A 26,010-nucleotide genomic window follows, 5' to 3' on the forward strand; every position below is an offset into this window, starting at 1 on the left:
AGTCAGGATCGCAATGACATAGTAAGAATCACTCTCCTCTTTTCATTATATTTACCAAAAAAAATTATATAATCATGCCTGACATATCTTCCATCGTTCAAATAATACAATTAATGCTTGCACCGGGAATCATGATTTCTGCCTGCGGTTTGCTTCTTCTAGGAATGAATAACAAATACTCCCTGGTAGTAAATAGAATTCGTACTCTCAATGAAGAGAGACGAAGAGCCCTGCACAAAATGGGTGAAAAGGAATTTACTTTACAGGAGAATGTAAGGTTTGAAAGTATCACAAAGCAACTTGAGAGACTTACATACAGAGTTGGACTTGTTCGAAATGCTGTACTGTCCTACACAATTGCAGTTGCTCTGTTTGTACTTACTTCACTTCTTATCGGAGTTGGATATCTTTTTGATATGACAAGGCTGAACAGCTTTATTACAGTTTTATTTCTATTAGGAATGACATCCGTTTTAGCTGGAGTTCTCTTCGCTGCTTACGAAACATACAAAGGTTACGAAATCGTAAAGTACGAAGTTGAGAGTGATGAATGACTTTTCAATGTCATCACGAGCGAAGCGAAGTGATCTCAAGCTTAAAGAGAGATTGCTTCACTTCGTTCGCAATGACAAAAAAATGCTAACTCACTTTTTCGATTCATCCGGAGCTGGTGGTACAACGATCTTCTTCCTCGGATTGTTTTTCAACTCTTCCAGTAAGACTTCCACCGCTTTTTCAAGTGAAGGATCTCTTCCCTGAACAACCAGGTCAGCACGGTCATCGATTTCTATATCAGGATAAACACCTTCATTTTCAATAGCCCAGTTGCCATTAGTATCTAAAAATCTAAAAACAGGAATATTAATGTTGCCGCCATCCATCAAATTAGGATTTCCGGAAATTCCGATAAGTCCTCCCCAGGTTCTGGTACCGATTATTTTTCCCAATCCTTCTTTTCTGAAATAATACGGAAATGCATCACCGCCGGAACTTGAATAACCATTTATGAGGCAAGCTTTTGGTCCGTCATGAACAAATCCCGGAACAGGAATTGGTTCAGTCCCGCGTCGTGTCCAATAGTTTAAAGTCTTTCTTGAAACTAATTCAATCATTCTATCCGGCACGAATCCTCCGCCGTTGTAACGGTCGTCTATAATTAAAGCTTCTTTGTTTGTCTGAGGATAAAAATATTTGAAGAGTTCTCTGTTCCCTTCTGTTGCGGTGTTTGGAATGTGAATGTATCCAATTTTTCCGCCTGATAATTCATCAACCATTTTCATGCGTGAATTTACCCAATCAAGATAAAACAGGTTTTGTTCGCTCTTGACCGGTTTTACTTTTTCTTCTCTTGCACCTTCTTTCGATGGTTTAGAATTAACAAGAAGTGTTACAACTTTATCTGCTTTGTTTTCAAGATATTTGTACGGATTTATGTCAGCAGACAACTCGTGACCATCGATAGCAATTATAAAATCTCCTTCTTTTACACTAACTCCATACTCTGTTAACGGTGATCGAAAATCTGAATGCCAGTTTTCACCTTTGAATATTTTTGTGATCTTATAGAAACCTGATGGATCAGCTTCAAGTTCGCAGCCAAGTAATCCACCATCTATTCTTTTAACTCTTTCAAAATCTCCCCAATCAACATAAGTGTGCCCCGCACTCAACTCACCAACCAGTTCGCCAAAAATGTAATCAAGATCCATTCTGTGAGAAAGATATGGAACAAGCTGTCCATATTTCTCCCGCATTTTGTCCCAATCATTACCATGCATTTTTTCATCATAGAACCAGTCACGCAATAAACGCCAACCGTCAACATATATCTGTTTCCATTCTTCTTTTGGGAAAATTTTTATTTCCAGATTACTAAGATCTATTCTGCCATCCGTATTCTTCTGGTTTTCTTTAACGTCAACAATTCCATATTCACCAGCTTTGGCATACAATAATTTTTTACTATTGGATGAAACAACATAGTTACCAATATCTTCAAGCACTGTTACTTCTTTTTCATCTTCCTGGTTAAAGAATTTTAATTTTGAACCTGAGTCATCGCGATAGATATAGAGAACTCCTTTTTCTGCCTGATGAAGCGAACCATAATTTCCTGATTTTCCGGGAAGGACTGCAATTCGATTTTCAAAATTTTCAGGATCGATTTTTACAACTACTTTTCCGGTATCTTTTTTATTATTCTGTTCACCATTTGTTTTTTCATCATCACTTTTTGGCTGGAATAATGCCGGGACATCATTATTCAGAGCAGCAGAATAAACTCGTGTCGGATTCGTATAAACATAATTGAATTCCCAGTTGCTGAATTTCAGATTAAAATCACGGTTTGAGAAGAAATACAGATAATTTCCATCTCTGCTGAAAACAGGATTGAATTCATTTGTCAGATCGCTTGTAAGCTGCATAGTTTTTTTCTGGTCAATTGAATATACCCATATCGAACTCATACGTGATTCACTTCCCTTTGTGTATGTCAGCCACTTACTGTCCGGTGACCATTGATAGTCTCTGATGTCATTATAATTGCTTTGATCAACTTCAGTAGTGCTTCCTGTATTTACATCGACATACCACAACTTCTGATTCTTATCTGAATATGCAAGCTTTTTGCTGTCAGGTGACCAAACAGGAGCAAATCGCCAGATAGTTCCGTCCTTTGTAATTTGTTTTTCTTCACCTTTGCCATCACTTGCTTTCATAAAAATTTCGTACTCGCCCTTACGGTCAGAAAGATATGCGATCCATTTTCCATCAGGAGACCATACAGGATCAATTTCTCTTATACCGGGAGTTTGCGTGATGTTTACTATCTCACCATTCTCTGCAGGAACAGTAAATACATCTCCTCTTGCTTCAAGTAAGGCTCTTTTTCCGGTTGGAGAAATCTCAAACCAGTTTACCTGACCCTTTAAATTTTTTATATAAGGAACAGTTCCCGGAAAATCCCCAAAAACCTTTATTTGGACTTGTTCATTTTTATTTGTTGATGGATCATATTTGTAAATATATCCCCCGTTTTCATAAACAATTTTATCATCGCCTGCACTTGGCCATAGAACATCGTAATTATCAAAATCGCTGACAGCAGAAGTTTGTTTTGAAGAAAGATCGTAAGAATAAAGATTAAGAGTACCAGTTCTGTCAGATGTAAAATAAATTTTTTCTCCAACCCACATCGGCTGATTATCAGTTCCAAGCCAGTCGGTGATTTTTTCTGTGGTATTATTTTTTAAGTCGTAAATCCAAACATCCTGTGCACGACCGCCGCGGTATCTTTTCCAAGTTCGCCATTCTCTTTCAATCGGAGTGTAAACCATTTTTGTTCCATCAGGAGATAACATTCCTCCTCCGCCTTCAGGAATTTGTAATGGAGTTTCAAATCCACCATCAACCGGAACGAGAAAATATTTTCCCATTCTTTCACCCCAGGGAAGTCGGTTCCCACGAAAAAGAACATTCTTTCCATCCGGTGTCCAGTCGAGAACCTGGTAATCAAATCCACCGCGCGGCGGCATAACTCCAACATCATTGTAGTAAGTTAACTGAGTCGGAGCTCCGCCTTCAACCGGAATAATGTGAACCTGCCGGTTCCCTGAATATTCACCAGAGAATGCAATCCACTTTCCATCAGAATAAAATTTTGGAAATATTTCAATTCCTTCGTGAGATGTTAACTGACTTGCAGTTCCACCGTTTGAATCTACAATCCAGATATCACCTGCATAAACAAAAGCAATTTTATCTTTGCTGATATCAGGAAAACGAAGAAGACGGGTTAGTTCTTTATCTTGTGAAAAAATATTAATTGAGCAACTTAAAATGAGAAAAAATGAGAATACGATTTTCATTTGGACTCCGGGAATCTGAAAGAGATTATATTTTTATTTTTGGTTGGTTCATTTGATTTTGCACATGCAATATAAGCCAATCATAGAATTTTTCTGATACCATTTATCATAAAAAAACCCCTGCTCTGAACTTGTGAGCAGGGGTGTAGGTGCGCTGTACATTTGGAAGGATTATTTCATCAGGATCATCTTCTTTGAATCGACAAAGTCTCCAGCGTTGATTTTATATATGTACACTCCCGATGCAATTGTTGAAGCATCGAAGCTGACCTCATAATTTCCTGCTGGTTTATCTTCATTTACTAACTTTTTAACTTCTCGCCCCAGCACATCGTAAACTGTAATATTTACAAAATTATTTTGTGCAATTGAATACTTTATTCTTGTTACAGGGTTGAAAGGATTTGGATAGTTCTGCTGTAGTGAAAATTCAATAGGTGCATTGTCACCGCTTACCATAAATTTGGTAATATTTGGATTATCTATAACAGTATTTTCACCAGGCTTAAGTTTCGTATTAATCACTTTCCCGCTCTCATCCATCAGTTTGATATCAATTTCTTCTACACTTACTGTAACCGGATAGACTACGCCACTCATTTCAATAGTCTGGATTGCACTGTTTATATCTTCTGCTATTCTTCCACTTGAGAACCTGAGATCATACATTCCAGATGGTGGTGCTGGAGGTAGTTCGTAATGATTTAAATCAACCTGGCCTTTTACTGAGTATAATGTGTAGCTTACTCCGGCTGCATCTGTAATTATGATTCTTCCCCAATCTTCCGGGAACCATTCTACTGATTCTGTACCTTTAGCCAAGGCTTCAGGTATTATTATCTGACCTGCACCACTGAGCTTTATCCAGTATCCATAGCCAGGATCTATTGATGTTGCTGTCAAATATCCACCTGAATACTTGTATATCGGTCCAGTCTGAAGTCCTGGTGGATTAGTAGTTATTAGTGATGCTGTTGCAGAGATTTCATATCCTCCAAATAAATTCCAGCCTGCACTTGCATTTATTGGATCGTGAGGTACTATCTGTATTCCTTCTATCGGCCATTCATCTCCGCTATTGTACGTTCTGGCTCCAGTATGCTTCATCCAATATCCGATTCCAGGGACTGCATCGGTAACGGGCAGATATCCTCCTGCATACTTAAATACATTAGCACTTTGATCTCTATATGCCCACCAGGTATTTACATTTTGATCTGGTGAGTTTAATCCAGGTATTGAAACGATGTTCCAACCATTGCTTATGTTTACTGATAATTGAAATGTTGTTGGTCGTTCATATTTAATATAAAGTGAAGTGATGGATGGATCTGTTATTGTATAACTGCTTTGATTTCTCATATCCACATTAATAATATTTCCATTTATTACATCCGTTAATAGAAAAGTGCCTGAGGGAAATCCTAGAGTATCCCAAATGAATGTCATTGGATAACCAGAAGGGCCTGGTTGAAATGCCAGTGTCCATGTTACTTCTGTTTCTGTGCTGTCTCTTATATCAATTAAAGAACTTACTTCAGGAACTGTTGGTAAAATAAATCTCGCATCAAAAGTACCAACAGGTGGTACGGGCGGTAAAATTTGTTCTCCAAAAGTTGTATCTATTCCATTTGTAGCAGTAGGTCTTTGCCCAAATTGTAACTCAATTTCTGAATCAGTTCCACCCACATCCCTCAGTGCTATTGGTATTACGTAATCTCCTATAATTGCCGGTGGCCTTACTTCAACTGTTAAAGTACATTCGACTGCTGCTGCATAATCATCTACTATAGTAAATACTATTTCGTGAAAACCAATATTTGCTGGAGTCGGAGTCCATGAGAATTCACTGCTTACAGGATTTCCGGTGATAGGCAGTGGAGGATTCATTGATGAAAGAAATGGTAAGCCGCTTACGTCAAGCACAACAAAATCTCCCGGGTCAGGGTCTCCTGCCTGGACTGTAAATGTAATTGGAGTTCCTGCTATAACAGGTAATATCTCTCCACAAGCTGGTGTTTCTCCATAGAATATCGGTATTGTATTAGAAACTGCATCTCTATATAAAACTAAATTAGGATGATGCTCTCCGCTAGCTTGAAAGAAATCTCCACCAAGATACAAGTCTGTTCCAACCCTGGTAATTGCTTTAACATAACTACCGTTGAAATCAAGATCCCAGTCTGGATCAACATTACCAGTAGTATTATTCAATTTTGCAACCTTGTTTATTGAGCCGCCACCAATTGTTGAAAAATTTCCACCGACATAAACATAGTTCCCAGCACTAAGAATGCTTTTGACATCACTGTTTGACCCTGGAGTCCAGTCAGCATCGAGTTCAGAACCAGTTTCATCTACCTCTAACTTTGCAAGACGGTTTCTGGTTTCACTTTCAATAGTTGTAAAAACTCCACCAACATAAATATGATCTTCACTATTGGCTATAGTGTTAACTGTTCCATTTGCATCAGCTTTCCAGCCTGTTACAACTTCTCCATCAGAATTTAATTTTGCTAAACGTTGTCTTGTAGTTGGAGTTATACCGATTGATGTAAAACTTCCACCTACATAAATATAGTCTCCTCTTACTGCAATTGTCTGAACAGTATTATTTGGATTTGGCTTCCAGGTAGAATTAATATCCCCAGTAGAAATGTCAAACTTCGCAAGACGGTCAATATCCGAATAGCCTCCTATTGAGGTAAATGCACCGCCAACAAACATATCATTTCCACTTATAGCCATTGTGTAAACTGTACCTCCGGTTGGGTTTGGATTCCAGGATAGAGCTGCACCGGTTGTAGGATCTAACTGGGCAAGTACCCTCCTTGGCTCACCACCTACTGTTGTAAAACCACCACAGATATAAATGTCACTTCCATTCAATACTATTCCTTCAATCTGATAATCAGTATCAGGATCCCAGGTTTCATCTAAAGTACCACCATGTGCACCACCAAGTCTAAATAATCTAGCAATATTATTTCTTGGTTCACCGCCAATTGTTACAAAACTTCCACCAGCATATATGTTATCTGCATCTGCAGCAATCTCTTTGACTTCTCCGCTTGCATTAGGATTCCAGTCTAGATCTAAGTCCACAGTACTAGTAATATTGAATTTTGCGATTCTATATCTTGAATAGCTACCAACTGTTTTAAACAATCCACCTGCATAAAGACTAGACCCACCAATTGCGATCGTTATGACTGAAGCATCTATATTCGGATTCCAGCCATCAGCCTCTCCTTCCACATTTATTCTGGCTAAACGATTCCTAGTTGTTGGAGTTTCGCCGATTGTCGTAAAATCTCCACCAACATAAACAAAGCTTTCATGAACTGCTATTGAATGAATCTTGCCACCTTGACCCGGGTTCCAATCCGGATCAACACTACCGGCGGTATTGTTCAACTTGGCAATACAATTTCTAGATACGCCACCAATTGTAGAAAAATTTCCACCGACATAAACATCATCATCATCATCACTTATTGCAATTGTATAGACAGCATTATTCGCACTTGGATCCCAGGAATCAAGAAATCCGCTACTATTGAATTTTGCAAGACCGCTTCTTGTGTATGGAGTTCCGTCCACTGTTATTGTCCAAAAGCCTCCACCAACATAAACTTCTCCAGTACTTGAAACTTCAATTGTATAAACAATTTGGTTTGCACTCGGACTCCAGGTTGGATCCAAATTACCGGTTGTTAAATCAAATTTTGCTAGACGGATTCGTGAAGTACTGCCGATAGAAGTAAATTGACCACCTATGTAAATATTATTCCCGCTAACTGCAATTGCTTCTACTGTAAGGCTAGGATCTGGATTCCAGGGATGAACTGTTCCATCAGCATTTATTCGTGCTAAGTTCTTTCTCGCAAAAGTCTCTCCATCTTTATACAACTCGTTAAAACCTCCACCAATTAACCATCCACCAGAACCATCAGGTTCAACACAATGGATGAATCCGTTTACTTTTGGAAACGTTAAATTCGGAAAGTCTGAAGCTGCTGTAAGATTAGCACCATAGCCGGTATTTGGACCTACAACTCCAAATCCTCCTCCAATATAAATGTATTCCTCGCTTACAGCCATTGATTTTACAATTCCATCTGCAATCCACAAATCCGGATCCGGTTCATAAGGTTGTGCAAATACAACCGATGTTAAAGCAGCAAAAAAAACTGCGATTGAAATAAATGTTTTCATATAACCTCCATTTAGTGATTAAATAAAATATTTGGTTAAAATTTTTACTTCTGGATCAGAAAGAGTTTGCGCACCTCCTTTCCCTGGTTTGATCCCTACGAATTATTGAGTGCGAAAATAGATTTTAATGGAGGGGTCTGCTGTTGTTATTGTAACAATCTCAGGCGTTTTTGTAACAAAAAGGAAATTATTTGAAGGAAATAGATAGAAATGCACGGTAGTCGCAACCTTCAGGTTGCGCTTGTTGGTCAATCTCGAAGGCTGGGGACTACGGTGAAGGGATTACGCTAATTATATTTTCATTGCTCTCAGCTAAAACCCAGTTCAAGCCCGGCTTTTTCTATCCCCGATCTACCCGTCTCACCTCGGTGAGCCGAGGTGGAAAGATCGGGGCTAATATTTTTTAATTAAATTTTAGGGGTTGCAAAAATTGCCCCGACTTTCAAGTCGGGGAAAACTATCAAAACCACTAGCAATTTGGCTTTAGCCTAATTCCTCAGGCTACAATATTGTAGCCCTAGACTTCAGATTGTGTTAAGATCGTTTTATGTTTACCTCAAAAGGTTCTCTCGATACATTTCATTACTCGAGAACCTTTTGTTCTACCTGGTTTTCGAGCTTGCCTGCTGCAAGCAGGTTTTTTCTGATGCAATCAGAAAAATTATCGAGAAAACATTTCTATTTAGCGTATTCGGAAGGGCTGACATTAAAATACTTTGTGAATGCTTTGCTGAAATGTGACGGGCTGTTGTAACCGACTTCGTATGCAACCTGGGTCACGGATAATCTTTTCTCAATTAGCATCTCGGCTGCACGTTTTAACCTGTAAGCTCGTATAAATTCACCCGGCGCCTGCCCTGTTATAGCCTGTATTTTTCTGTGAAGCTGCATACGGCTTACAAATAATTCTTTTGCAAATTGTTCAGTATCGTATTCAACATCATCGAGATGTTTTTCAATAATGTCGTATGCTTTTTTAAGAAACTCATCATCAAGAGGATTTGTTGTTACTCTTTCCGGTCGTGGATGAATATCCTTACCGAATTTTTCTTTTAGTCTCCTCCTTTGCTCGATAAGATTTTTAATTCGTGTAAGAAGCTCTTTTGCATCAAATGGTTTTATAAGGTAATCATCAGCGCCGGTTTCAAGCCCTTCTATTTTATTATCGTGTGATGCTTTAGCAGTTAGAAGGATAACAGGTATATGTGAAGTGAGAAATTCTGTTTTAATTATTCTGCAGAATTCTATCCCATCCATTTCTGGCATCATTACATCACTCACTATCAGATCAGGCATAATTTCTTTTGCTTTCTCAAGTCCCTGCTGACCGTTAACAGCTTCTTCAACTTTATAATGGCTATTGAGAACGTCTTTAATGTATTCACGCACATCACGGTTATCTTCAACAAGCAGAATCAGATTTTTATTTTCTCTTAGGTCGTTACCAATATCTCCAGTTACCAACTCAGTTTTCTTCGTAAATACAGATTCATCAATGTAAATATTTTCGAGTTCCTGAACAGAGCTCTCAACTATTTCATCATCTTTCAGATGATTTCTTCCCAACGGAAATTCAACAATAAACTCACTGCCGCTTGTCCCGACTTTGTCGGGATCGCCGACTTTACTATTCACACGAATACTTCCGTTGTGCAATTCGATGAGTTCCTTAATTAAAGCGAGACCTAATCCTGAACCTTCATATTCTCTTGTCTGTGAACTGTCAACCTGGTAAAACCTGTCAAACAGTTTCGGCAGTTCATCTTCGGATATTCCAATGCCGGTGTCACGAACAGAAATACAAATAAATTCTGTTACCTTTGTTTGACCCACCCCTCGCCCCTCCAATGGAGGGGATAACGATCTTTTTGAAGTCCCCTCCTCCGGAGGGGATTTAGGGGTGGGTGAATAGATACCCACCGTTATACTCCCACCTTCAGGCGTAAACTTGAATGCATTCGAAAGAAGGTTAGTGAGAATTTTTATCATCATTTCTTTGTCGAAGTAAAGCTCAATGGTATCTTGTTCCGATTCTATCTTAAGATTAATGTCTTTCCGCTCTGCAAGAGATTCAAAAGACATTACAATTCCTTTTACAAAAGGAACGATATTACTCTTCGATGCTTTAATTTTCAGCTTGCCTGCTTCCAGTCTGGAAAGATCAAGAAGCTGGTTTATAAGATTCATCAGGCGGTGAGCATTTCTCCTGATAATTCCCGTAAGCTTTTCAATTTCATCTGCCGGAGTATCGGAAGTTAGTTTATCAATCGGACCAAGAATCAAAGTAAGCGGTGTTCTGAACTCGTGAGAAATATTTGCAAAGAAACGTGATTTCATTTTATCTGTTTCTTCTCTTTCCTGCAATTTCACTTCATCAAGCTTAACCTGGTTTTTTAATCTTAGTCGGTTCATTTCGTATCGTCTCACTGCATAAAAAATGCTTAGCACGAATAAAATGTAAAACGTGTATGCCCACCATGTTGCCCAAAAAGGCGGCGAAATTATAATCTTAATTGATGCACCATCTTCATTCCAGACACCATCGAGATTACAGGCCTTAACTTTGAAAACATATTCGCCTGCATCAAGATTTGTATAAGTTGCATTTCTTTGAGTTCCTGCATCAATCCATTCTTCTTCATATCCTTCCAACTTGTACATATACTTGTTTCTTGAAGGATCTGCATAATGCAATCCTACATAATCAAATCGAAGATCGTTTTCATCATAAGAAAGATTTAATTCTTTAACGTTCGTTATCAATCCATCATACTCCAATTTTTCATCAGGTCTGTTAAAGAGAGACACATTGCTGATGACAACTTGCGGAGGAACCGGATCGTCTTTTATATTATCTGGATGAAACAGAATAAATCCATCAGCAGTACCAAACAACATTTCTCCATTTGAATTTTTAAAAGCACTATTGACTGCAAACCTATCGCCTTCAAAATTTTCTGAGGTCGTGTAGTTTTTTACAGTATGCGTAGAGGTATTCAACATTGATAATCCGTAATCTGTACCAATCCATAAATTGCCGTTGTTATCTTCTAATATCGACCTAACCAAATTATTACCTAGCTTAATGGTAGAAATAAAGGATTCTGAATCTCTGTCAAATAAAGCAATACCTTGATTATAAGTCCCGACCCAGAGATTTCCACACTGATCTTCATAAATTGCAAGTACAACAAGTTCATTACCATTAGCAAACCTAAATGATTTAAATGAATTAGTGGATGGATCAAATTTATTGAGCCCTGCATTACCTTGACTTGCGACCCAAATAAAACCATCACGAGCACGAATAATACCTTCCACTCTGTTATCACCAATACCTTGCTTATCATTTTCATCTGGAAGATATTTCAGGAATTTACCTGTTTTCTTATTGAATTTATTTATACCGCCACCACGTGTTGTAATCCAGAGGATATCATCACCATCTGGCAACATACTACGAATTATGTTATTACTGATTGATTCAGGATTATCAGGATTATTTGAATAGAATTTCAACTTATTACTTGCCAGATCAAATCTTACTATTCCCCTATAAGATGTACCAAGCCAGAAAACTCCAGATTTCTCTCTACAAATAAACGTTACTGTATTATCATACTTATTATTATCAAATTTGAAATTCTTAAATTCACCTGATTTTCTATTAAAACTATTGAGGCCGAGCTTAGTGCCAAACCATATTGTCCTTGTTGAGTCTTCGATAATACACTTAACTACTTTGGAATCTTTATCAGCACTTTTATTAATAGCTCGATTAAAACGTTTAAACTTAAATTTATTCCCATCCCATTTATTCAATCCACTGAAATAAGAACCGATCCAAATTATCCCGGTTTTATCTTTGAAAATTGATTGTAATAAATTGGGGTTACTAATACTAAACTGATATTCCGGATGATATTCAATGAGTTTAAAATTCTCACTAGCTGGATCAAAAATCACAAGACCGGAGTACTCTATAGATCCAAATATTAACCAGAGAAATCCATGATCGTCTTCGACCATTTTCCGAACATAATTATCATTTCTATAATTTATTGAGGGAGTTAGTTGATAGTGTTTAGAATTTAAACTTCGCAAGTCTAATTTTGTTACTCCCAATGAATGTCCAATCCATAATATTCCATCTCTTGCTTGGAGAAAAGAATTGATTGTACCAATGGATGAAATCAGATTATTAATACGATCATCTTCTGTAAGGAGTTCTTTCTCCTTATCATAAATTAATATCCTGTTTTCAGTACCTACGTAAATATTTCCCGATAACTTATCATAGGAAATAGAACTAACCCCTTTCGAAAGAACAGATTTATTATAATAAATACGACTGAATTTTTCCTTAACTATATTAAATAAGTATAAACCACTATTAGCTCCAATTAAAAAATTGCCATCTTTTACCTGAAGTATACAATTTACCCAGTTTGGCACTACACTAGATGTGTCTATAGATAACCAAGATGATCCTGGAAAATTGACAACACAGTATTTTCAGGTAATCCGTCAGCTAATGTAAAGTGTTCAAAGATTGGTTCCGGCCAGTTTGTGTCCGCATAATTCCCCTGCGAATGAATTGTGAAATTCACCAGTAAGATAAAAAGAGAAGCCAGTCTTCCAACAGAAATAATAATTGAATTCAAGTGTTACAACCAGCGCAATTGAATTTGTTAATTTAATTGAAGGAGTAAAATTCTATCATGAATATAGGAAGGAAAAACTGCAAGGCGCAACTTTTGTTAACAATGACAACTGTTTATTCGGGCATATTTCAGAATTGAATATTGATTGACATTATTTTTTCGGACTTCTCTATCAGAGTTTAGCTTCGACGTAAGATAAAACTTCACCCAATTTCTTTTGTGCCTGTTGTTTCAACTCAGCACAAGTTTTTCTCATCTCATCAACAAACTTCTGGTCTTTAATATCTTTAAGATTAATAAGCACATTATAAATTCCGCCAAGAACGCCTGTGTAAGCACTCTGTGCACCGACACCAACGTCTGTAATTGAATTCGGATTTCCATTTTTGGCAACATCTTCTGCGATTTCAATTGCACGGTAACTTTGCTTTGCAGTGTTGAGAGGGACCATTACTGCTTGTTTCAATCCGGCTTGCATTGCTTCTTCTCTAGCTTTCTTTTCCTCAGCAGTCTTGTTTGGAAGCCGGCGAGCATTCATATAAGTATTGAATGCATTTGTATCCTCATCAATGGCTCTCACTAATTCTTCTTTAATCTGTTGGCATTGTTCCGCAGCATCATTAAGAATTTTGTCAACAGTATCGCTTCCTCTTTTATTTGCGGTCAGGTTGCTCACCATAGATGACAATGAAGCACCCAAAGCACCAGCTAAAGCCGCAATTGAGCCACCACCGGGTGCAGGTGATTCGCGTGAGACTTCATCAATAAAATCTGTTAGTTTCATTTCAACTAATGCTGTTTCAAGATTTTTAGGAAGTCCTAAAACTCTTTCTTCAATTTTGAATTCAGACACATCATTCAATCCCAGTGACTGAACAGCAGTGTTCAGAATATCTCTAACCGGAACTCCAACCGAACGATGCTGCTGCCTAAGATAAAATTTTCCTGTCTCCAGCAAAGCGGGATAAGGAACCATTCCAACAATTTCACTTCCCGTAACGACAAGTCCTCTTTCCATTGCAAGCTTTCTGGTCTCTTCAATAACATCGTGCATTGAAGTCACTTTGTAGTTGGTCAGGTTAATAGAAATCTGTGCGCGGTCGTACTTCGGAACCATCCATCCTATTGCTTTCGTGAATTTAAACTTCCCCGGCTTTTTTACTGACTGACCTTCAGGCTTTTCAGGATTTATTCCGTGTTGTTCAAGAATATCAGCAAGATCGTATTGATGTTTAACTTTGCAATGATCAATCGTTTCATTTAATGTTTTTCCATTGAAGTCACAATCGCCGCAGGGATAATTTCCTTTTTCATATTTCAGAATGTCTTCACTCTTGTAATAAAAGTTTCCGTTGTTAGTTCTGCGTGCTGATCTTCCCTTTTCTCTTATTTCAAATGCAATATCGGTGGCATGATTTACTTCACGTGTATTCAGATCGATATTATAAGCAATTAAAAATTCTCTCACTCCGATAACTGTTGCCCCAGCTTTTGCATTAAATTTTGCTGGACCGAAGTCTGGTTTCCATTCAGGTTTTTTTAATTTTTCTTCGAGCGCTTCGTACTCACCTTGCCTGATTTTTGCAAGATTTTCTCTTTCCGGTTTAGCAGCAGATTTTTCGTAAAGGTAAACTGGAATATGAAGTTCTTCTCCAACTCTCTTTGCTACTTCTTTTGAAAGTTCAATACATTCCTCAGTTGTAACTCCTGTAACCGGAACAAACGGACAAACATCTGTTGCACCCATTCGTGGATGCGAACCTTTGTGTTTGCTCATATCAATCAGTTCTGCAGCTTTTTTTATTGAGTTGAATGCAGCCTGTTTCACAGCTTCGGGTGGACCAATAAAAGTTACAACTGTCCGGTTCATATCAAAACCAGGATCTACATCGAGCAGTTTTGCTCCTTCTACTTTTTCAATTTCGTCTGTTATTTGTTTTATTATTTCAGGTCGTTGTCCTTCAGAAAAATTAGGGACACATTCGATTAGTTTATCTTGCATTTATATCTCTTTTTAATGAAGCTTTGGAAAAAAGTATTTATTGATATGAAAAATTAAAGGTATTGTATCAGAGAGACAAGGTGGATTAGTTATTTTGTGGAAATGTGTACTTAATTAGAGCTAGTACACTAACCAATCGTGTTTTTCTTGCTAAACAAATAAATATATACACTTAATATTATTATAACCACCAACTGAAAATAAATCGGTGTGCTGATTAAATTTCCACTCATAAAAGCTGAGCTAATAAGCAAATACTTAATCAAATAATAAAATATCTTACTTAAAACTACACTCACCATCATACCGAACATTTTGTTCGATAATCTTTCAGACAGAAAGAAGAATAACCAGACGTTCAGTAAAAGTTCGCTAGTAATAAGAGTAGTTTTTATCAAGGATGGATGTGCAGAAATCAGAAATGAGAAAACAGGAAGTGTTAATGCAATCAGGTAAGCGTTTTTCCTGCTTGTGTGAGAGATAGCAAGTATTAACATTATGCGCATCGGCTCTAAATAATAAACTGGGAAGTTGAATAAATGAGAGATTGGCGGGACAAGGTATATTGCCGCTAATGCAACTATATCGAATACTATAAGTTTAATTTTTGAAACAGAGAATGGGTGCAATGCCGAATTATCCATATTTAATTCTCCAATTAATATTAACAATGTAAAATTAAGCTTTTCCAATCAAAGTATACACCTAGTAATTAGTCAATAATACTTTGATTAGAAATTATTAATTTTCATAATAATAAAAATAATTTTCTCATTAAGCTGAGACTAATATGGACCGCAGAGATTTCATTAAGAAAAGTATACAGGCAGGAATATTAGTTGGATCTGCCAGTTCATTAGGAAAATATTCCAATCTATTTGCTTCACAAACTTCGCTCCTCTCAAAAAACTATGTCCTCGTTGCTATCAAAGGCGGCGAACCCGATTCTATGTTTGATAAAGCCATCGAATCTCTTGGTGGAATGAAAGCATTTGTTAAAAAGGGGCAGAAAGTCGTTGTTAAACCGAATATCGGATGGGACGTAAGTCCAGAGCGAGCAGGAAATACAAATCCTGTTTTGGTAAAACGAATCGTGCAACATTGTTACGAAGCAGGAGCAAAGGAAGTGTATGTTTTCGATAATACCTGTGACGATTGGAAAAGATGTTATTCCAACAGTGGAATTGAAAAAGCAGTTAAGGATGCCGGCGGTAAAATTGTTTCGGGAGATAGTGAAAGGTATTATCAATCTGTTGAGGTCAAGCAAGGGAAGAAACTTACCAACACCAAAGTTCACGAGCTGATTCTTGATTCAGATATTTTCATTAATGTTCCAATCCTCAAACATCACTCCTCAACTGATCTTACTATCGCAATGAAAAACTTAATGGGAAACGTTTGGGACAGGGGTTACTGGCACAGAAATAACTTACACCAATGCATCGCGGATTTCACCTCCTTCAAAAAACCAGATTTGAATATTATTGATGCATATTATGTGTTGAAGAGAAACGGACCACGCGGCGTTTCCAAAGCTGATGTCGTGTTGATGAAATCCCAGATAATATCAACAGACATAGTTGCAGCAGATGCAGCTGCATCTAAACTTTTTGGATCGGAACCGGAGAACATTTCATATATTAAGCTTGCTGCTGAGATGAAACTCGGACAAAAGGATTTATCAAAACTAAATATCAATAGAATCATCCTGTAAATATGAACTTTTCTAAATTAAAGAAGATCAGGGTTTATGTTGCTCTTCTTTTCTTTGTGACTACTCTTTTATTATTTCTAGACATCATACATATAATTCCTGCGCGATTAACGCCTTATGTGCTTTACTTTCAGTTCGTTCCATCTACTGTTAAATTTTTCAACCAATTCTCACTGATTGCTTCTGGCTTTATCATCGTTTTAATAGCTACCATTTTATTTGGGAGAGTTTACTGTTCCAGCGTTTGTCCGCTTGGAACTCTTCAAGATATTATTTCAAGAGTCGCACTGACTTTCAACAAGAATAAATTTTTTCAGATGCTCAGAGACTTCAAACTGCTGAAATATAGTATTCTGACTGCAACAATTTTATCTCTATTTAGTGGTAGCTTGATATTATTAAATCTGCTCGATCCTTTTAGCCTTGCAGGGAAAATATTCTCAAACCTATTTCGTGTGCTTCTGATTCCATTTAATAATTTAGCAGCTCTCACTCTTGAACAATTCAATATTTACAGAGTATATCCAATCGAGTTGAAAGCATTAAGCTGGATTGCAATTTCTTTTTCATCAATTATTCTTTTAACAATTGGAATAATGTCTTTCACAAAAGGAAGATTATTTTGCAACACTATCTGTCCTTTAGGAACATTCCTTGGACTAACTTCAAGATTCTCTCTGTTTAAGATAAAAATTGATGAGACAGATTGTTCTGGATGTGGCGTTTGTCAAACTGTATGTAAGGCAGGATGTATAGATAACGAAAATAAAAAGATTGATTACGATAGATGCGTCAACTGTTTTAATTGCTTCACTGCCTGCCCTTCGAATGGAATTGTATATAAAAAATCGCTACAATCAATATTACTAAAAGAAAAAAAAGAAATTGATATTGATAAAAGAAAATTCTTCACAAGGCTTGTTATCGGAGTAATCGGATTATCTGACTTTTTAAAAGCACAGGTTAAAGTCATTCCCAAAAAGAAAAGTACAGTTCCTGTATTTAAAAATGTTTATCCTTCACCACCAGGTTCAGGAAGTGTAGAACATTATTATAGTAATTGTACAGCATGTCATCTCTGTGTTGCTGCCTGCCCGACTCACGTTTTGCAGCCATTATTTCTTGAACATGGTTTCTTTAATATACTCCAGCCTTTTCTGGATAACTCTGCAGCTTACTGCACATTTGAATGCATCAGATGCACTGAAGTTTGTCCAACAGGAGCGCTTCTTCCTATAACAGTTGAAGAGAAAACAAAAGATCAGATTGGGAAAACAATTTTTGTAAAAGAAAATTGTATCGTTGAAACTGAAGGAACGGAATGTGGTGCTTGTTCTGAACATTGCCCGACGAAGGCTGTGATTATGGTCCCATACAAGAACAACATAAAAATTCCCGAAGTTACAAATGAATATTGTGTCGGCTGCGGAGCTTGTGAATATGCCTGTCCAACTATTCCTTATAAAGCGATTTATGTTGAAGGAAATGAAATACATCAGATTGCAAAAGCCGCACCGCAGGAAAGGCTTCAACAGGAAATAGACTATAAGGAAGAATTTCCGTTCTGATTAAACATCCAATCCTCTTCTCTTATTTAAAATCATTAAATTTCGATTGGCGATAACCTTTAATAATCTACAAATTTATATTATCGAGCCCAGTTGACAGAATATTTAAATAAATTTTTATCCAGCTTGAGAGTCAGGGGGTTGATTCCAACCCTTAAAATAATTTCAGACAAGCTAAGCTTCGAATCAAAATGCCTCTTGATCTCTTTTAAGCTGAACACAAAGAAAGCACTTAAAAAAGGTGAGTTAATTATTGATCATGGGAAATATAAATTTATTTTTTATGGCGGTGGCGATAGAGGCGAAATTCTATATCATGCTTTCTGGGATAAAATGTTTTCAGAAGAAATACAAAAAGTTAAAAATTTTATCAAGCCGGGTGATACTGTAATTGATGTTGGCGGTAATCTTGGTTTCTTCGTTTTGATTTTAAATGAACTAGTTGGGAATACAGGAAACATTTATACCTTCGAACCATCAAAAAGACTTAAAGCAAAACTCGAATCCACAGTTCAGAAAAATTATCTTCAAAATGTTACTATTGTAAATTTCGCACTTGGAGAATCAGAAGGAGTCACAACAATTCATTACAATCCAAAGCAAACAGGTCTAACTTCGATTGTAACTGATTTTGAAACTGGATCACTCAGTGAAGAAATTCAGATCACAACACTCGATAAATATTCTGAAAATATTTCTGGAAGAGTATCATTCATAAAAATTGATACTGAAGGTTTTGAACCGCAGGTTTTAAATGGCGCAAGGAAACTTATTTCCAGGGACAAACCAACTATTTACATTGAGCTTGGCGGCGATTATCAGAACTCATCCGCACAGGCATTAAAGATTCTAAAAGAATTAAATTACGATTGTGAAGCATATAGTATCGATTTGAAGAATGTTCCCGCCGGAATAAATTTTATCGCTACTCCAAAACCTTAAAACAAATTATTTAATCAAATGAAAATCGAAAGAATTGAACTCCGTCATACCAAAATGGAATTGGTTTCTCCCTTTACAACATCAATGGGAACTGAATATGATGAAGAACATATTATGGTTAGAATTGATGCAGAAGGAATTACTGGCTGGGGCGAATCGGTAGCTGAAGGAACTCCTTTTTATTCTTACGAAACAGTTCAGACTGCCTGGCACATTCTTCAGGATTTTCTTATCCCATCAATTCTTGGAAAAGATATCAGAAGTATCGATGAAGCAATTTCTCTTTACTCAAAAGTTCGTGGACATATGATGGCAAAAGCCGGTCTTGAAGCAGCATTGTGGGATGTTTTTGCAAAATCAAAAAATATTTCGCTTTCAAAAATGCTCGGGGGGACTAAAGATAAAGTTGAGGTTGGTGTAAGCATTGGTATACAAAATTCCGAATCTGAACTTATCAATAAAGTTAGTGCTTATCTTGATGAAGGCTATAAAAGAATTAAAATAAAAATTTCTCCGGGGAATGATATTCAGTACGTTAAAGCATTGAGAAAAGAATTCCCGGAAATTCTTCTTCAAGTTGATGCTAATTCAGCTTATGAATTAAAACATATTAATTTGTTCAAAGAAATGGATAGCTATCATCTTCTGTTAATTGAACAACCTCTTGGATACGAAGATATTTATGATCACTCAAAACTTCAGCGGGAACTTAAAACCCCAATTTGTCTTGATGAAAGTATTCATTCGCTCGACGATACTCGTGCTGCAATTGAACTTGACAGCTGCAGAGTAATCAATATAAAACCAGGACGAGTTGGAGGATTTACTGAATCAAAATTAATACACGATTACTGTGCATCTAAAAATATTCCTGTTTGGTGCGGTGGAATGCTTGAATCAGGAATTGGACGGGCAGGAAATGTTGCTCTCGCTTCTCTTCCAAACTTTACTTTGCCCGGAGATATTTCTGCAAGTAAAAGATACTACAAAGAAGATATTGTTGAACCAGAATTCACAGTTAATAAGGACGGAACAATGGATGTTCCAACTAAACCGGGTATCGGTGTAGAGGTAAATATGAAAAGATTAGAACAAGTGACTGTTCGCAAGAAAACTTTTAAGTAGATTACTATAAAAAAGCCCCTCGTAAGATGAGGGGCTCGCAATAAGTCATTAACGTTATTATCTGATTCGTTTAAATTCAATCCTTCTGTTCATTCTTCTATTTTCAGGTGATGCATTCGGCACTCTCGGAAATTCTTCGCCATATCCCTTTGAAATTATTCTATCGGGTTGAATTCCCTTACTGATCAACCAGAATCTTACTGAATCAGCTCTTCGTTGTGAAAGTGATTGATTACTTGATGCACTACCAACGTCATCAGTGTGACCACTTATCTCGACGATAATATCTGAATAAGTCTGCATTGTTTTTAGCGCACCTTGTAGAACAATTTCAGATTCAGGTGTAATGTCAGATTTTCCTGTTTCAAAAGTAATTCCTTCAAGTACAATTGGTACATCCATTTTCACTACATCATCTTCAGGATTTAAAGGATTTGTACCACGATTAACTTCTGTGAAATCATCAACAGTTCCACCGTCTGTATCTGCCTTTAATGGATCAGTTCTATACATATTTATTTCTTCTCCATCTTTCAAATTATCAGCGTCCGTATCAGGATTCAAAGCATCTGTTTTGTAAAGATTTATTTCATCACTGTCTGAAATTGTATCGCTATCTGTATCTACTTTGAGCGGATCGGTTTTGTAGACATTAATTTCATCTCCATCATTTAAACCATCACCATCTGTATCAGCTTTCAGCGGATCTGTATTGTGAGTTTTGATTTCCAGGTTATCAGAAAGTCCATCTGCATCTGTATCTGATTTGTTTGGATCAGTGGAATAAGTTTTTACTTCTTCACCATCGGTTAAACCGTCAGTATCTGAATCTGTATTTAAAGGATTGGTCATGTAAGTCCTGACTTCTTCTCCATCTTTCAAACCATCGCCATCAGTATCTGGATTATCCGGATCAGTACCAAGTTCCTTTTCTTCCCTCTTCGTTAATCCATCACCGTCTTTATCCGACGAACCGCTGCCATTAACAAAAATTAGTCCTATACCTGCACTATAATAACCATCATAGTTACCCTCAGAGTTTGCTAAATTCTGATTATCATATTTATTTAAATCATCAGATAGTGAAAAAGTGTACCCACCTGAAAAATCTAATGTTATTGCCTCGGAGAGTGCTACTTCAAAACCACCACCAACAGGGAATATTGTTGTCCAACCTTCTTCTTTCCCATTGTTAAATGCATCGCTAGGCGGATCATCATTATTAAAGTACATTGCACCAACACCACCATATAAATATGGACTCCAAACATCCATATCAAACGGACTTAATATGACTCTTAGATCTAATGGAATCATATAAGTCCACCAATTATTTTTTGCTGTATCTATGCCCGCGAGTCTTCCAAATCCTCCACCTGCTTCCATTTCGACAACCGGCGTAAAGAATTCAAATCTTATAAAAAGCCTTCCCAGCCCCGAAAACTTATATTCAGGATCTTTCGGCTTATTCTCCTTATCGAATTCTGTATCAGGCAAAATTCCATTTGCCTGTAAACCAATTTTAACCGTATAGTCATTGAATTGAGCTAAAGAAACTGATGCAGATAGAAGGCAAATCAGCAAGATCAAGTTTCCTGATTTAATTGTAAATAAATTTTTCATTAGTCCACCATATGTTGTGAGATTAGTTTGTTAATCTAAAAATTAACACTTACTGACAATTAAAATGCCATCGAAAACTGGCGGTTTTATTTAATTTTCTTCTAATTTAATCTAAAATTTACCAGAATAAAGGGAGTTAATTGACTACTTGTAAAGGTCAGAGACATCAATTCTACTAAAGAAGAGATGATGTAGGGTAGCTTAATTGGGTTCTTTGAATGAGGGATCCGGTTAGGTTTTGAGTAGCCAACTGCCTTTTTTGTCGGGGAACAAAATTTGTTGACTAAAGAAAAATATTTTTATTCATACCACAACTTGATTCTATTCTAATAAATGATTATTTAAGGAATAGCAAGAGGGCAAATTTTTATAAGTGTGTCATAAACCTTTTAACCTTTCCCTCGCAAATAAATAAATTTTAATTGCTCTTCAAAGAGGAGCACTTTCTTTTATCATTCCAAGTGAGGCAAATAAAGATTGGAGTATAAATGAAACTCGCTATGATCCTTTGCTTAGTATTTCTGGAAACCACTTTTGTTGGTTCCGGAGTGGGTGCAAGCTTAATCATATTTGCATTAAGCTAAATATCCTTTTAGACAAAAAAATCTGACCAGCAAAAATCAATCTCGGGATTTTCTGGTCAGAATTTGTCTTCGATTAAGTATTCGGATTTAACCCAAATTATTATTCTATCCTTTAACAACACCGAGTGGTCTTAGTTTAACGATAGGTTTTATAAGATCTAATTCAGATTGAATTACCTCATCAATGTTTTTATAGGCAAGAGGTGACTCACCAAGATCAAACAATTCCCCACCATTTATTTTCTTTCCAAACTTTTTGAGTTTACCCCATCGATCATATACAACGTCACCCATTGCTTTATCGCATTCTTTTGCAGTAAGATTTCTGCAAGCATCCATTCTTCCCATTTTTCTGCCGGCACCGTGAGAACAGGATTGAAAAGATTCTTCATTACCTAATCCTTCAACAATGTAAGAAGAAGTCCCCATCGAACCGGGAATTATTCCCTTCTCACCTTTCTTAGCAGATGTTGCACCTTTCCGATGAATCCAAACGGATTTTTCAAAATGATTTTCCAATGCTGCGTAATTATGATGGATATTTGTTTCTTCAAGAAAATTTACATCACCAAGATTTATTAGAATGGCTTGTTTAAATTCTTCCATCATTAATCTTCTGTTTTCTCTTGCATATTCCAGAGCAAAATTCATATCTCTAATGTAATCATTTCCTTCATCCATCTCTGTTCTAAAAAATGCAAGATCTTTATCCGGTAGTTCATCATTGTATTTATCATTTATTTCCTGAGCAAGTTTATGATAATATGAGGCGATCCTATTACCAATATTTCTTGAACCTGAATGTAGCATCAGCCAGAGGTATCCATCCTGTGAAATTTGCATTTCAATAAAATGATTTCCGCCGCCTAAAGTTCCAAGATTTTTGAATGCTAATGTCCAGGTAGCTTTATCCAACCATGCTGGCAATTTTGGATTCTTGAAGTCATCAACTTCTTCACCAATACCAAGAGTTTTTAAGTAAGCAGGAAACCCATCCCATGAGTGTGGATGTTTGTGTGCATTTCCTTCACCGACCGGTACATTTGCTTTTATATCATTAAGGATTTTTCTAATTAAAGATTTATCAGTTAAATCATTTGCAGGAAAATTGGTTTTAACTGCACCCATTCCACATCCAATATCAACACCGACTGCATTCGGTATGATTGCATTTTCGGTTGCAATAACTCCACCAATCGGCATTCCATATCCGACATGAGCATCGGGCATTAACGCAATATGATTTAAAGTAACAGGATGATTAGCAAGATTTTCAGCCTGTTCAAGTGCACCTAGTTCAAGTGTTTCGCACCAGGATTTTATCGGTATTTTAAGATTTTCATCTTCTTTGATCCATTTCATAGTTTTCCTCTTTAATACTTTATTGTCTGTGTGGTAGGACTCGAACCTACATTTTCCCGGCTCCAAACCGGCACGGATAACCAATTCCCGTCACACACAGATATAATTTAGTAAACGTATTATCTATTAAAAATTCCAATTATAAAATTTTATTGCGTGACGTGTGGGATTTGAACCCCGACTCCTGATAGACAGTCAGGTGTGTTTCCGTTACACTACACATCACTTTTATAGATATTCTATTAATATTTAATTGTCCCACCGATAGGATTCGAACCTACATCATTTCGGTTAAAAGCCGAAAGCATTGCTCCTTTATGCTACGGTGGAATAATGTCTTTAAGTACTCTCTGCAGGAATCGAACCCACATCTAACTGCTTAGAAGACAGCTGCATTATCCTTTATGCTAAGAGAGCGTTGGAATCGTTATAAGGATTTGAACCTTAATCCCCCGACTCGTAAGCGGGTATCTTTTCCATTAGACGATAACGACTTGAGCCAACGCAAGGATTCGAACCCTGTTCTCCGGTTTACAAAACCGGTGCATCAACCTGTAATGCTTCGAAGGCATTCGTACAAGTAGAAGGATTCGAACCTTCAAGCCCTCAAGGGCAGTAGTTTCTAAGACTACCGTGTATACCAATTCCACCATACTTGCATTCAGGGTGTGAGCTAAGATTTGAACTTAGTCCTATTGGGTCACAGCCAATTATGCTGCCATTACACCACAAACACCATAATAATGTCGTTAAAGGAAATGAATACCTATCTTAAAAATTTTTAAATCAATCTATCTAAGAACGATAAAGTCCTACGGGTAGGATTCGCACCCACTATCTCCCGGATATAAGCCGGGTGCATTTACTAATTATGCTTCCGTAGGGTAGCGGGTATTGGATTCGAACCAATGACCTTCAGCTTATGAAACTGATGAGCTGCCGCTGCTCAAACCCGCCAAATGATTAGTGGAAAGGGTAGGAATCGAACCCACGCAGTCAACGGGCTTCAACCGCTTGCTCTACCTGCTGAGCTACCTTTCCATATTTTGCAGTCCCGGCAGGATTTGAACCTACATCTTTGGGTTCAAAGCCCAATGTGCTTACCATTGCACCACAGAACTATTGAGTCGGTAAAGGGAGTTGAACCCTCACTTCAAGTTTGGAAGACTTACGTGCTGGTTCCGTTAAACACTATACCGACGGATTGAAAAATTGATTCTCTGCTGAACAGGCAGGACTCGAACCTGCATCATTCCGGTTAACAGCCGGGCGCTTCACCATTGAGCTACTGTTCAATTAATTTTATTCAAGCTTTATCACCAATTCTTATCTGATATTGCTTCTCATTAATTTTATCGACGCTGATATTTATTGCTAAAAATTTTTTCACAACCTCAATGATTGTCATTGTATGTAAAGTTGGTTCAGTCGTAATAAAACTTCCGCCACCAGCAAGTGCCATCGGGATTATCAATTGATCAGCCAGATATTTATACACCGGAACATCAGCGTCCACATATTCAGAATATTCTCTTAATACATCATCGATTACATTTTTCAACTTATAATTTTTTCTTCCGAATCCGGTAAAGGTTTCTGTTGAATTATCATTTTCATCGATGAGAATGATAACATTTCCCGGTCCTGGCGAATCAACCATTTTTGCTATGCAGTTTACTTCATTCCAACCCAGCTTTTTTTGAATGATCTTCATCTCACTTTTACCAATGCTTTCCGGAATTAGTGAGGAGTATGCAATTGCTTTCCTGTTCAGCTGGGATCCTTTTTCAATGATTTCGATCTGGTTCAGTTCTTTAACAGGTTTAACATTTACATCAATCTTTCCACCTCCTACCGGAAAGAATCCGAATTTCCCGATATTAATATTTACTACAGGTCCCATTTTTCTCAACTGGTTAAAAAAAGAATAATTCAGAAAATCTACTGGCGGAGAAAATTCATTATGGGTTCCACCGCCTAAACTAATGTTCGATTCACCATTCGCAAGCATAAGAACGGGAACAACAGTTTGAAGCACAAGAGTTGTACTTCCTGCAGTTCCAATATCAAAATTGTAATTACCGGATTTAATTTTTGCGGGGTCAAAGTATAATTTCAAAGAACTAATTTCAGCACCTCGAACTCGAGCATCACAAATTTCTGCGGCAGCTTTTACTGCAGTGAGATGTTGCCTCATTAAGCCGGGCTTTTTTCTTCCGGCTCTTATATTCTTAATAACTACCGGAAATTGAGTATACATTGATAAGGAAAGAGACGACCTGAGAATCTGGCCGCCTCCTTCTCCGAATGAACCATCTATTTCAATGAGCTTTTTCATA

Annotated in this window: 14 protein-coding genes and 13 tRNA genes; 5 read left to right on the forward strand and 22 right to left on the reverse strand. The window is 37.1% G+C overall.

Features of this window, described 5'->3' with window-relative positions; all coding sequences use genetic code 11:
• Positions 1–113: 113 nt before the first annotated feature.
• A complete protein-coding gene (locus IPM14_07195; GenBank protein ID MBK9097906.1) occupies positions 114–554 on the forward strand; it encodes a DUF2721 domain-containing protein in 441 nt (146 codons plus the stop codon).
• Between the two features lie 90 nt (positions 555–644).
• On the opposite strand, the gene IPM14_07200 is transcribed toward IPM14_07195, so the two are convergent.
• The 6 genes from IPM14_07200 to IPM14_07225 all read right to left on the reverse strand — a co-directional run bounded on the left by IPM14_07200 (position 645) and on the right by IPM14_07225 (position 15,397).
• Positions 645–3,869 carry a PD40 domain-containing protein gene (locus IPM14_07200; protein ID MBK9097907.1) on the reverse strand — a complete coding sequence of 1,075 codons (3,225 nt, stop codon included), beginning with the start codon at positions 3,867–3,869 and terminating at the stop codon, positions 645–647.
• A gap of 171 nt (positions 3,870–4,040) precedes the next feature.
• Positions 4,041–8,087 carry a T9SS type A sorting domain-containing protein gene (locus IPM14_07205; protein ID MBK9097908.1) on the reverse strand — a complete coding sequence of 1,349 codons (4,047 nt, stop codon included), beginning with the start codon at positions 8,085–8,087 and terminating at the stop codon, positions 4,041–4,043.
• Positions 8,088–8,765: 678 nt separating this feature from the next.
• Positions 8,766–12,542, reverse strand: coding sequence for a response regulator (locus IPM14_07210; GenBank protein MBK9097909.1), 3,777 nt, complete (start codon positions 12,540–12,542; stop codon positions 8,766–8,768).
• Between the two features lie 14 nt (positions 12,543–12,556).
• Positions 12,557–12,751, reverse strand: coding sequence for a hypothetical protein (locus IPM14_07215; protein MBK9097910.1), 195 nt, complete (start codon positions 12,749–12,751; stop codon positions 12,557–12,559).
• 172 nt (positions 12,752–12,923) lie between these two features.
• A complete protein-coding gene (gene ftcD, locus IPM14_07220) occupies positions 12,924–14,753 on the reverse strand; it encodes a glutamate formimidoyltransferase (GenBank protein MBK9097911.1) in 1,830 nt (609 codons plus the stop codon).
• 128 nt (positions 14,754–14,881) lie between these two features.
• Complete coding sequence (locus tag IPM14_07225; GenBank protein MBK9097912.1) at positions 14,882–15,397, reverse strand: hypothetical protein; 516 nt, start codon at positions 15,395–15,397, stop codon at positions 14,882–14,884.
• A 146-nt stretch (positions 15,398–15,543) separates the two neighbouring features.
• On the opposite strand from IPM14_07225, the gene IPM14_07230 reads away from it, so the two are divergent.
• The 4 genes from IPM14_07230 to menC all read left to right on the forward strand — a co-directional run bounded on the left by IPM14_07230 (position 15,544) and on the right by menC (position 20,102).
• Positions 15,544–16,467, forward strand: coding sequence for a DUF362 domain-containing protein (locus IPM14_07230; GenBank protein ID MBK9097913.1), 924 nt, complete (start codon positions 15,544–15,546; stop codon positions 16,465–16,467).
• A gap of 2 nt (positions 16,468–16,469) precedes the next feature.
• Positions 16,470–18,035, forward strand: coding sequence for a 4Fe-4S dicluster domain-containing protein (locus tag IPM14_07235; GenBank protein MBK9097914.1), 1,566 nt, complete (start codon positions 16,470–16,472; stop codon positions 18,033–18,035).
• Positions 18,036–18,233: 198 nt separating this feature from the next.
• On the forward strand, positions 18,234–18,977 hold the full coding sequence (locus tag IPM14_07240; protein MBK9097915.1) for an FkbM family methyltransferase: 744 nt from the start codon (positions 18,234–18,236) through the stop codon (positions 18,975–18,977).
• Positions 18,978–18,995: 18 nt separating this feature from the next.
• Positions 18,996–20,102: an o-succinylbenzoate synthase gene (menC, locus tag IPM14_07245; protein MBK9097916.1), complete on the forward strand. Its 1,107-nt coding sequence runs from the start codon at positions 18,996–18,998 to the stop codon at positions 20,100–20,102.
• 57 nt (positions 20,103–20,159) lie between these two features.
• Here the strand turns inward: menC and IPM14_07250 are convergent, their stop codons facing one another.
• The 16 genes from IPM14_07250 to IPM14_07325 form a co-directional block, all read right to left on the reverse strand.
• The gene (locus IPM14_07250) at positions 20,160–21,725 is read right to left on the reverse strand and encodes an OmpA family protein (GenBank protein MBK9097917.1); all 1,566 of its coding nucleotides are present in this window, start codon (positions 21,723–21,725) and stop codon (positions 20,160–20,162) included.
• Between the two features lie 689 nt (positions 21,726–22,414).
• Positions 22,415–23,671: an RtcB family protein gene (locus IPM14_07255; GenBank protein MBK9097918.1), complete on the reverse strand. Its 1,257-nt coding sequence runs from the start codon at positions 23,669–23,671 to the stop codon at positions 22,415–22,417.
• Positions 23,672–23,827: 156 nt separating this feature from the next.
• Positions 23,828–23,896 (reverse strand) — tRNA-Asp (locus tag IPM14_07260).
• A 31-nt stretch (positions 23,897–23,927) separates the two neighbouring features.
• Positions 23,928–24,001, reverse strand: a tRNA-Lys gene (locus IPM14_07265).
• 14 nt (positions 24,002–24,015) lie between these two features.
• Positions 24,016–24,088: transfer RNA gene (locus IPM14_07270), tRNA-Arg, on the reverse strand.
• A 2-nt stretch (positions 24,089–24,090) separates the two neighbouring features.
• A tRNA-Arg gene (locus IPM14_07275) sits at positions 24,091–24,165 on the reverse strand.
• 3 nt (positions 24,166–24,168) lie between these two features.
• Positions 24,169–24,241, reverse strand: a tRNA-Thr gene (locus tag IPM14_07280).
• A gap of 5 nt (positions 24,242–24,246) precedes the next feature.
• Positions 24,247–24,330 (reverse strand) — tRNA-Leu (locus IPM14_07285).
• A gap of 5 nt (positions 24,331–24,335) precedes the next feature.
• Positions 24,336–24,408, reverse strand: a tRNA-His gene (locus IPM14_07290).
• 73 nt (positions 24,409–24,481) lie between these two features.
• Positions 24,482–24,555, reverse strand: a tRNA-Ile gene (locus IPM14_07295).
• 1 nt (position 24,556) lies between these two features.
• Positions 24,557–24,628: transfer RNA gene (locus tag IPM14_07300), tRNA-Met, on the reverse strand.
• A 10-nt stretch (positions 24,629–24,638) separates the two neighbouring features.
• Positions 24,639–24,712: transfer RNA gene (locus IPM14_07305), tRNA-Phe, on the reverse strand.
• Between the two features lie 8 nt (positions 24,713–24,720).
• Positions 24,721–24,792 (reverse strand) — tRNA-Gln (locus IPM14_07310).
• A 4-nt stretch (positions 24,793–24,796) separates the two neighbouring features.
• A tRNA-Gly gene (locus IPM14_07315) sits at positions 24,797–24,872 on the reverse strand.
• A gap of 22 nt (positions 24,873–24,894) precedes the next feature.
• Positions 24,895–24,966 (reverse strand) — tRNA-Asn (locus IPM14_07320).
• 11 nt (positions 24,967–24,977) lie between these two features.
• The gene (locus tag IPM14_07325) at positions 24,978–26,009 is read right to left on the reverse strand and encodes an RNA 3'-terminal phosphate cyclase (GenBank protein ID MBK9097919.1); all 1,032 of its coding nucleotides are present in this window, start codon (positions 26,007–26,009) and stop codon (positions 24,978–24,980) included.
• Between the last annotated feature and the right edge of the window lies 1 nt (position 26,010).

It is taken from the genome of bacterium (assembly GCA_016716565.1).
Classification (GTDB): domain Bacteria; phylum Bacteroidota; class Ignavibacteria; order Ignavibacteriales; family Ignavibacteriaceae; genus IGN2.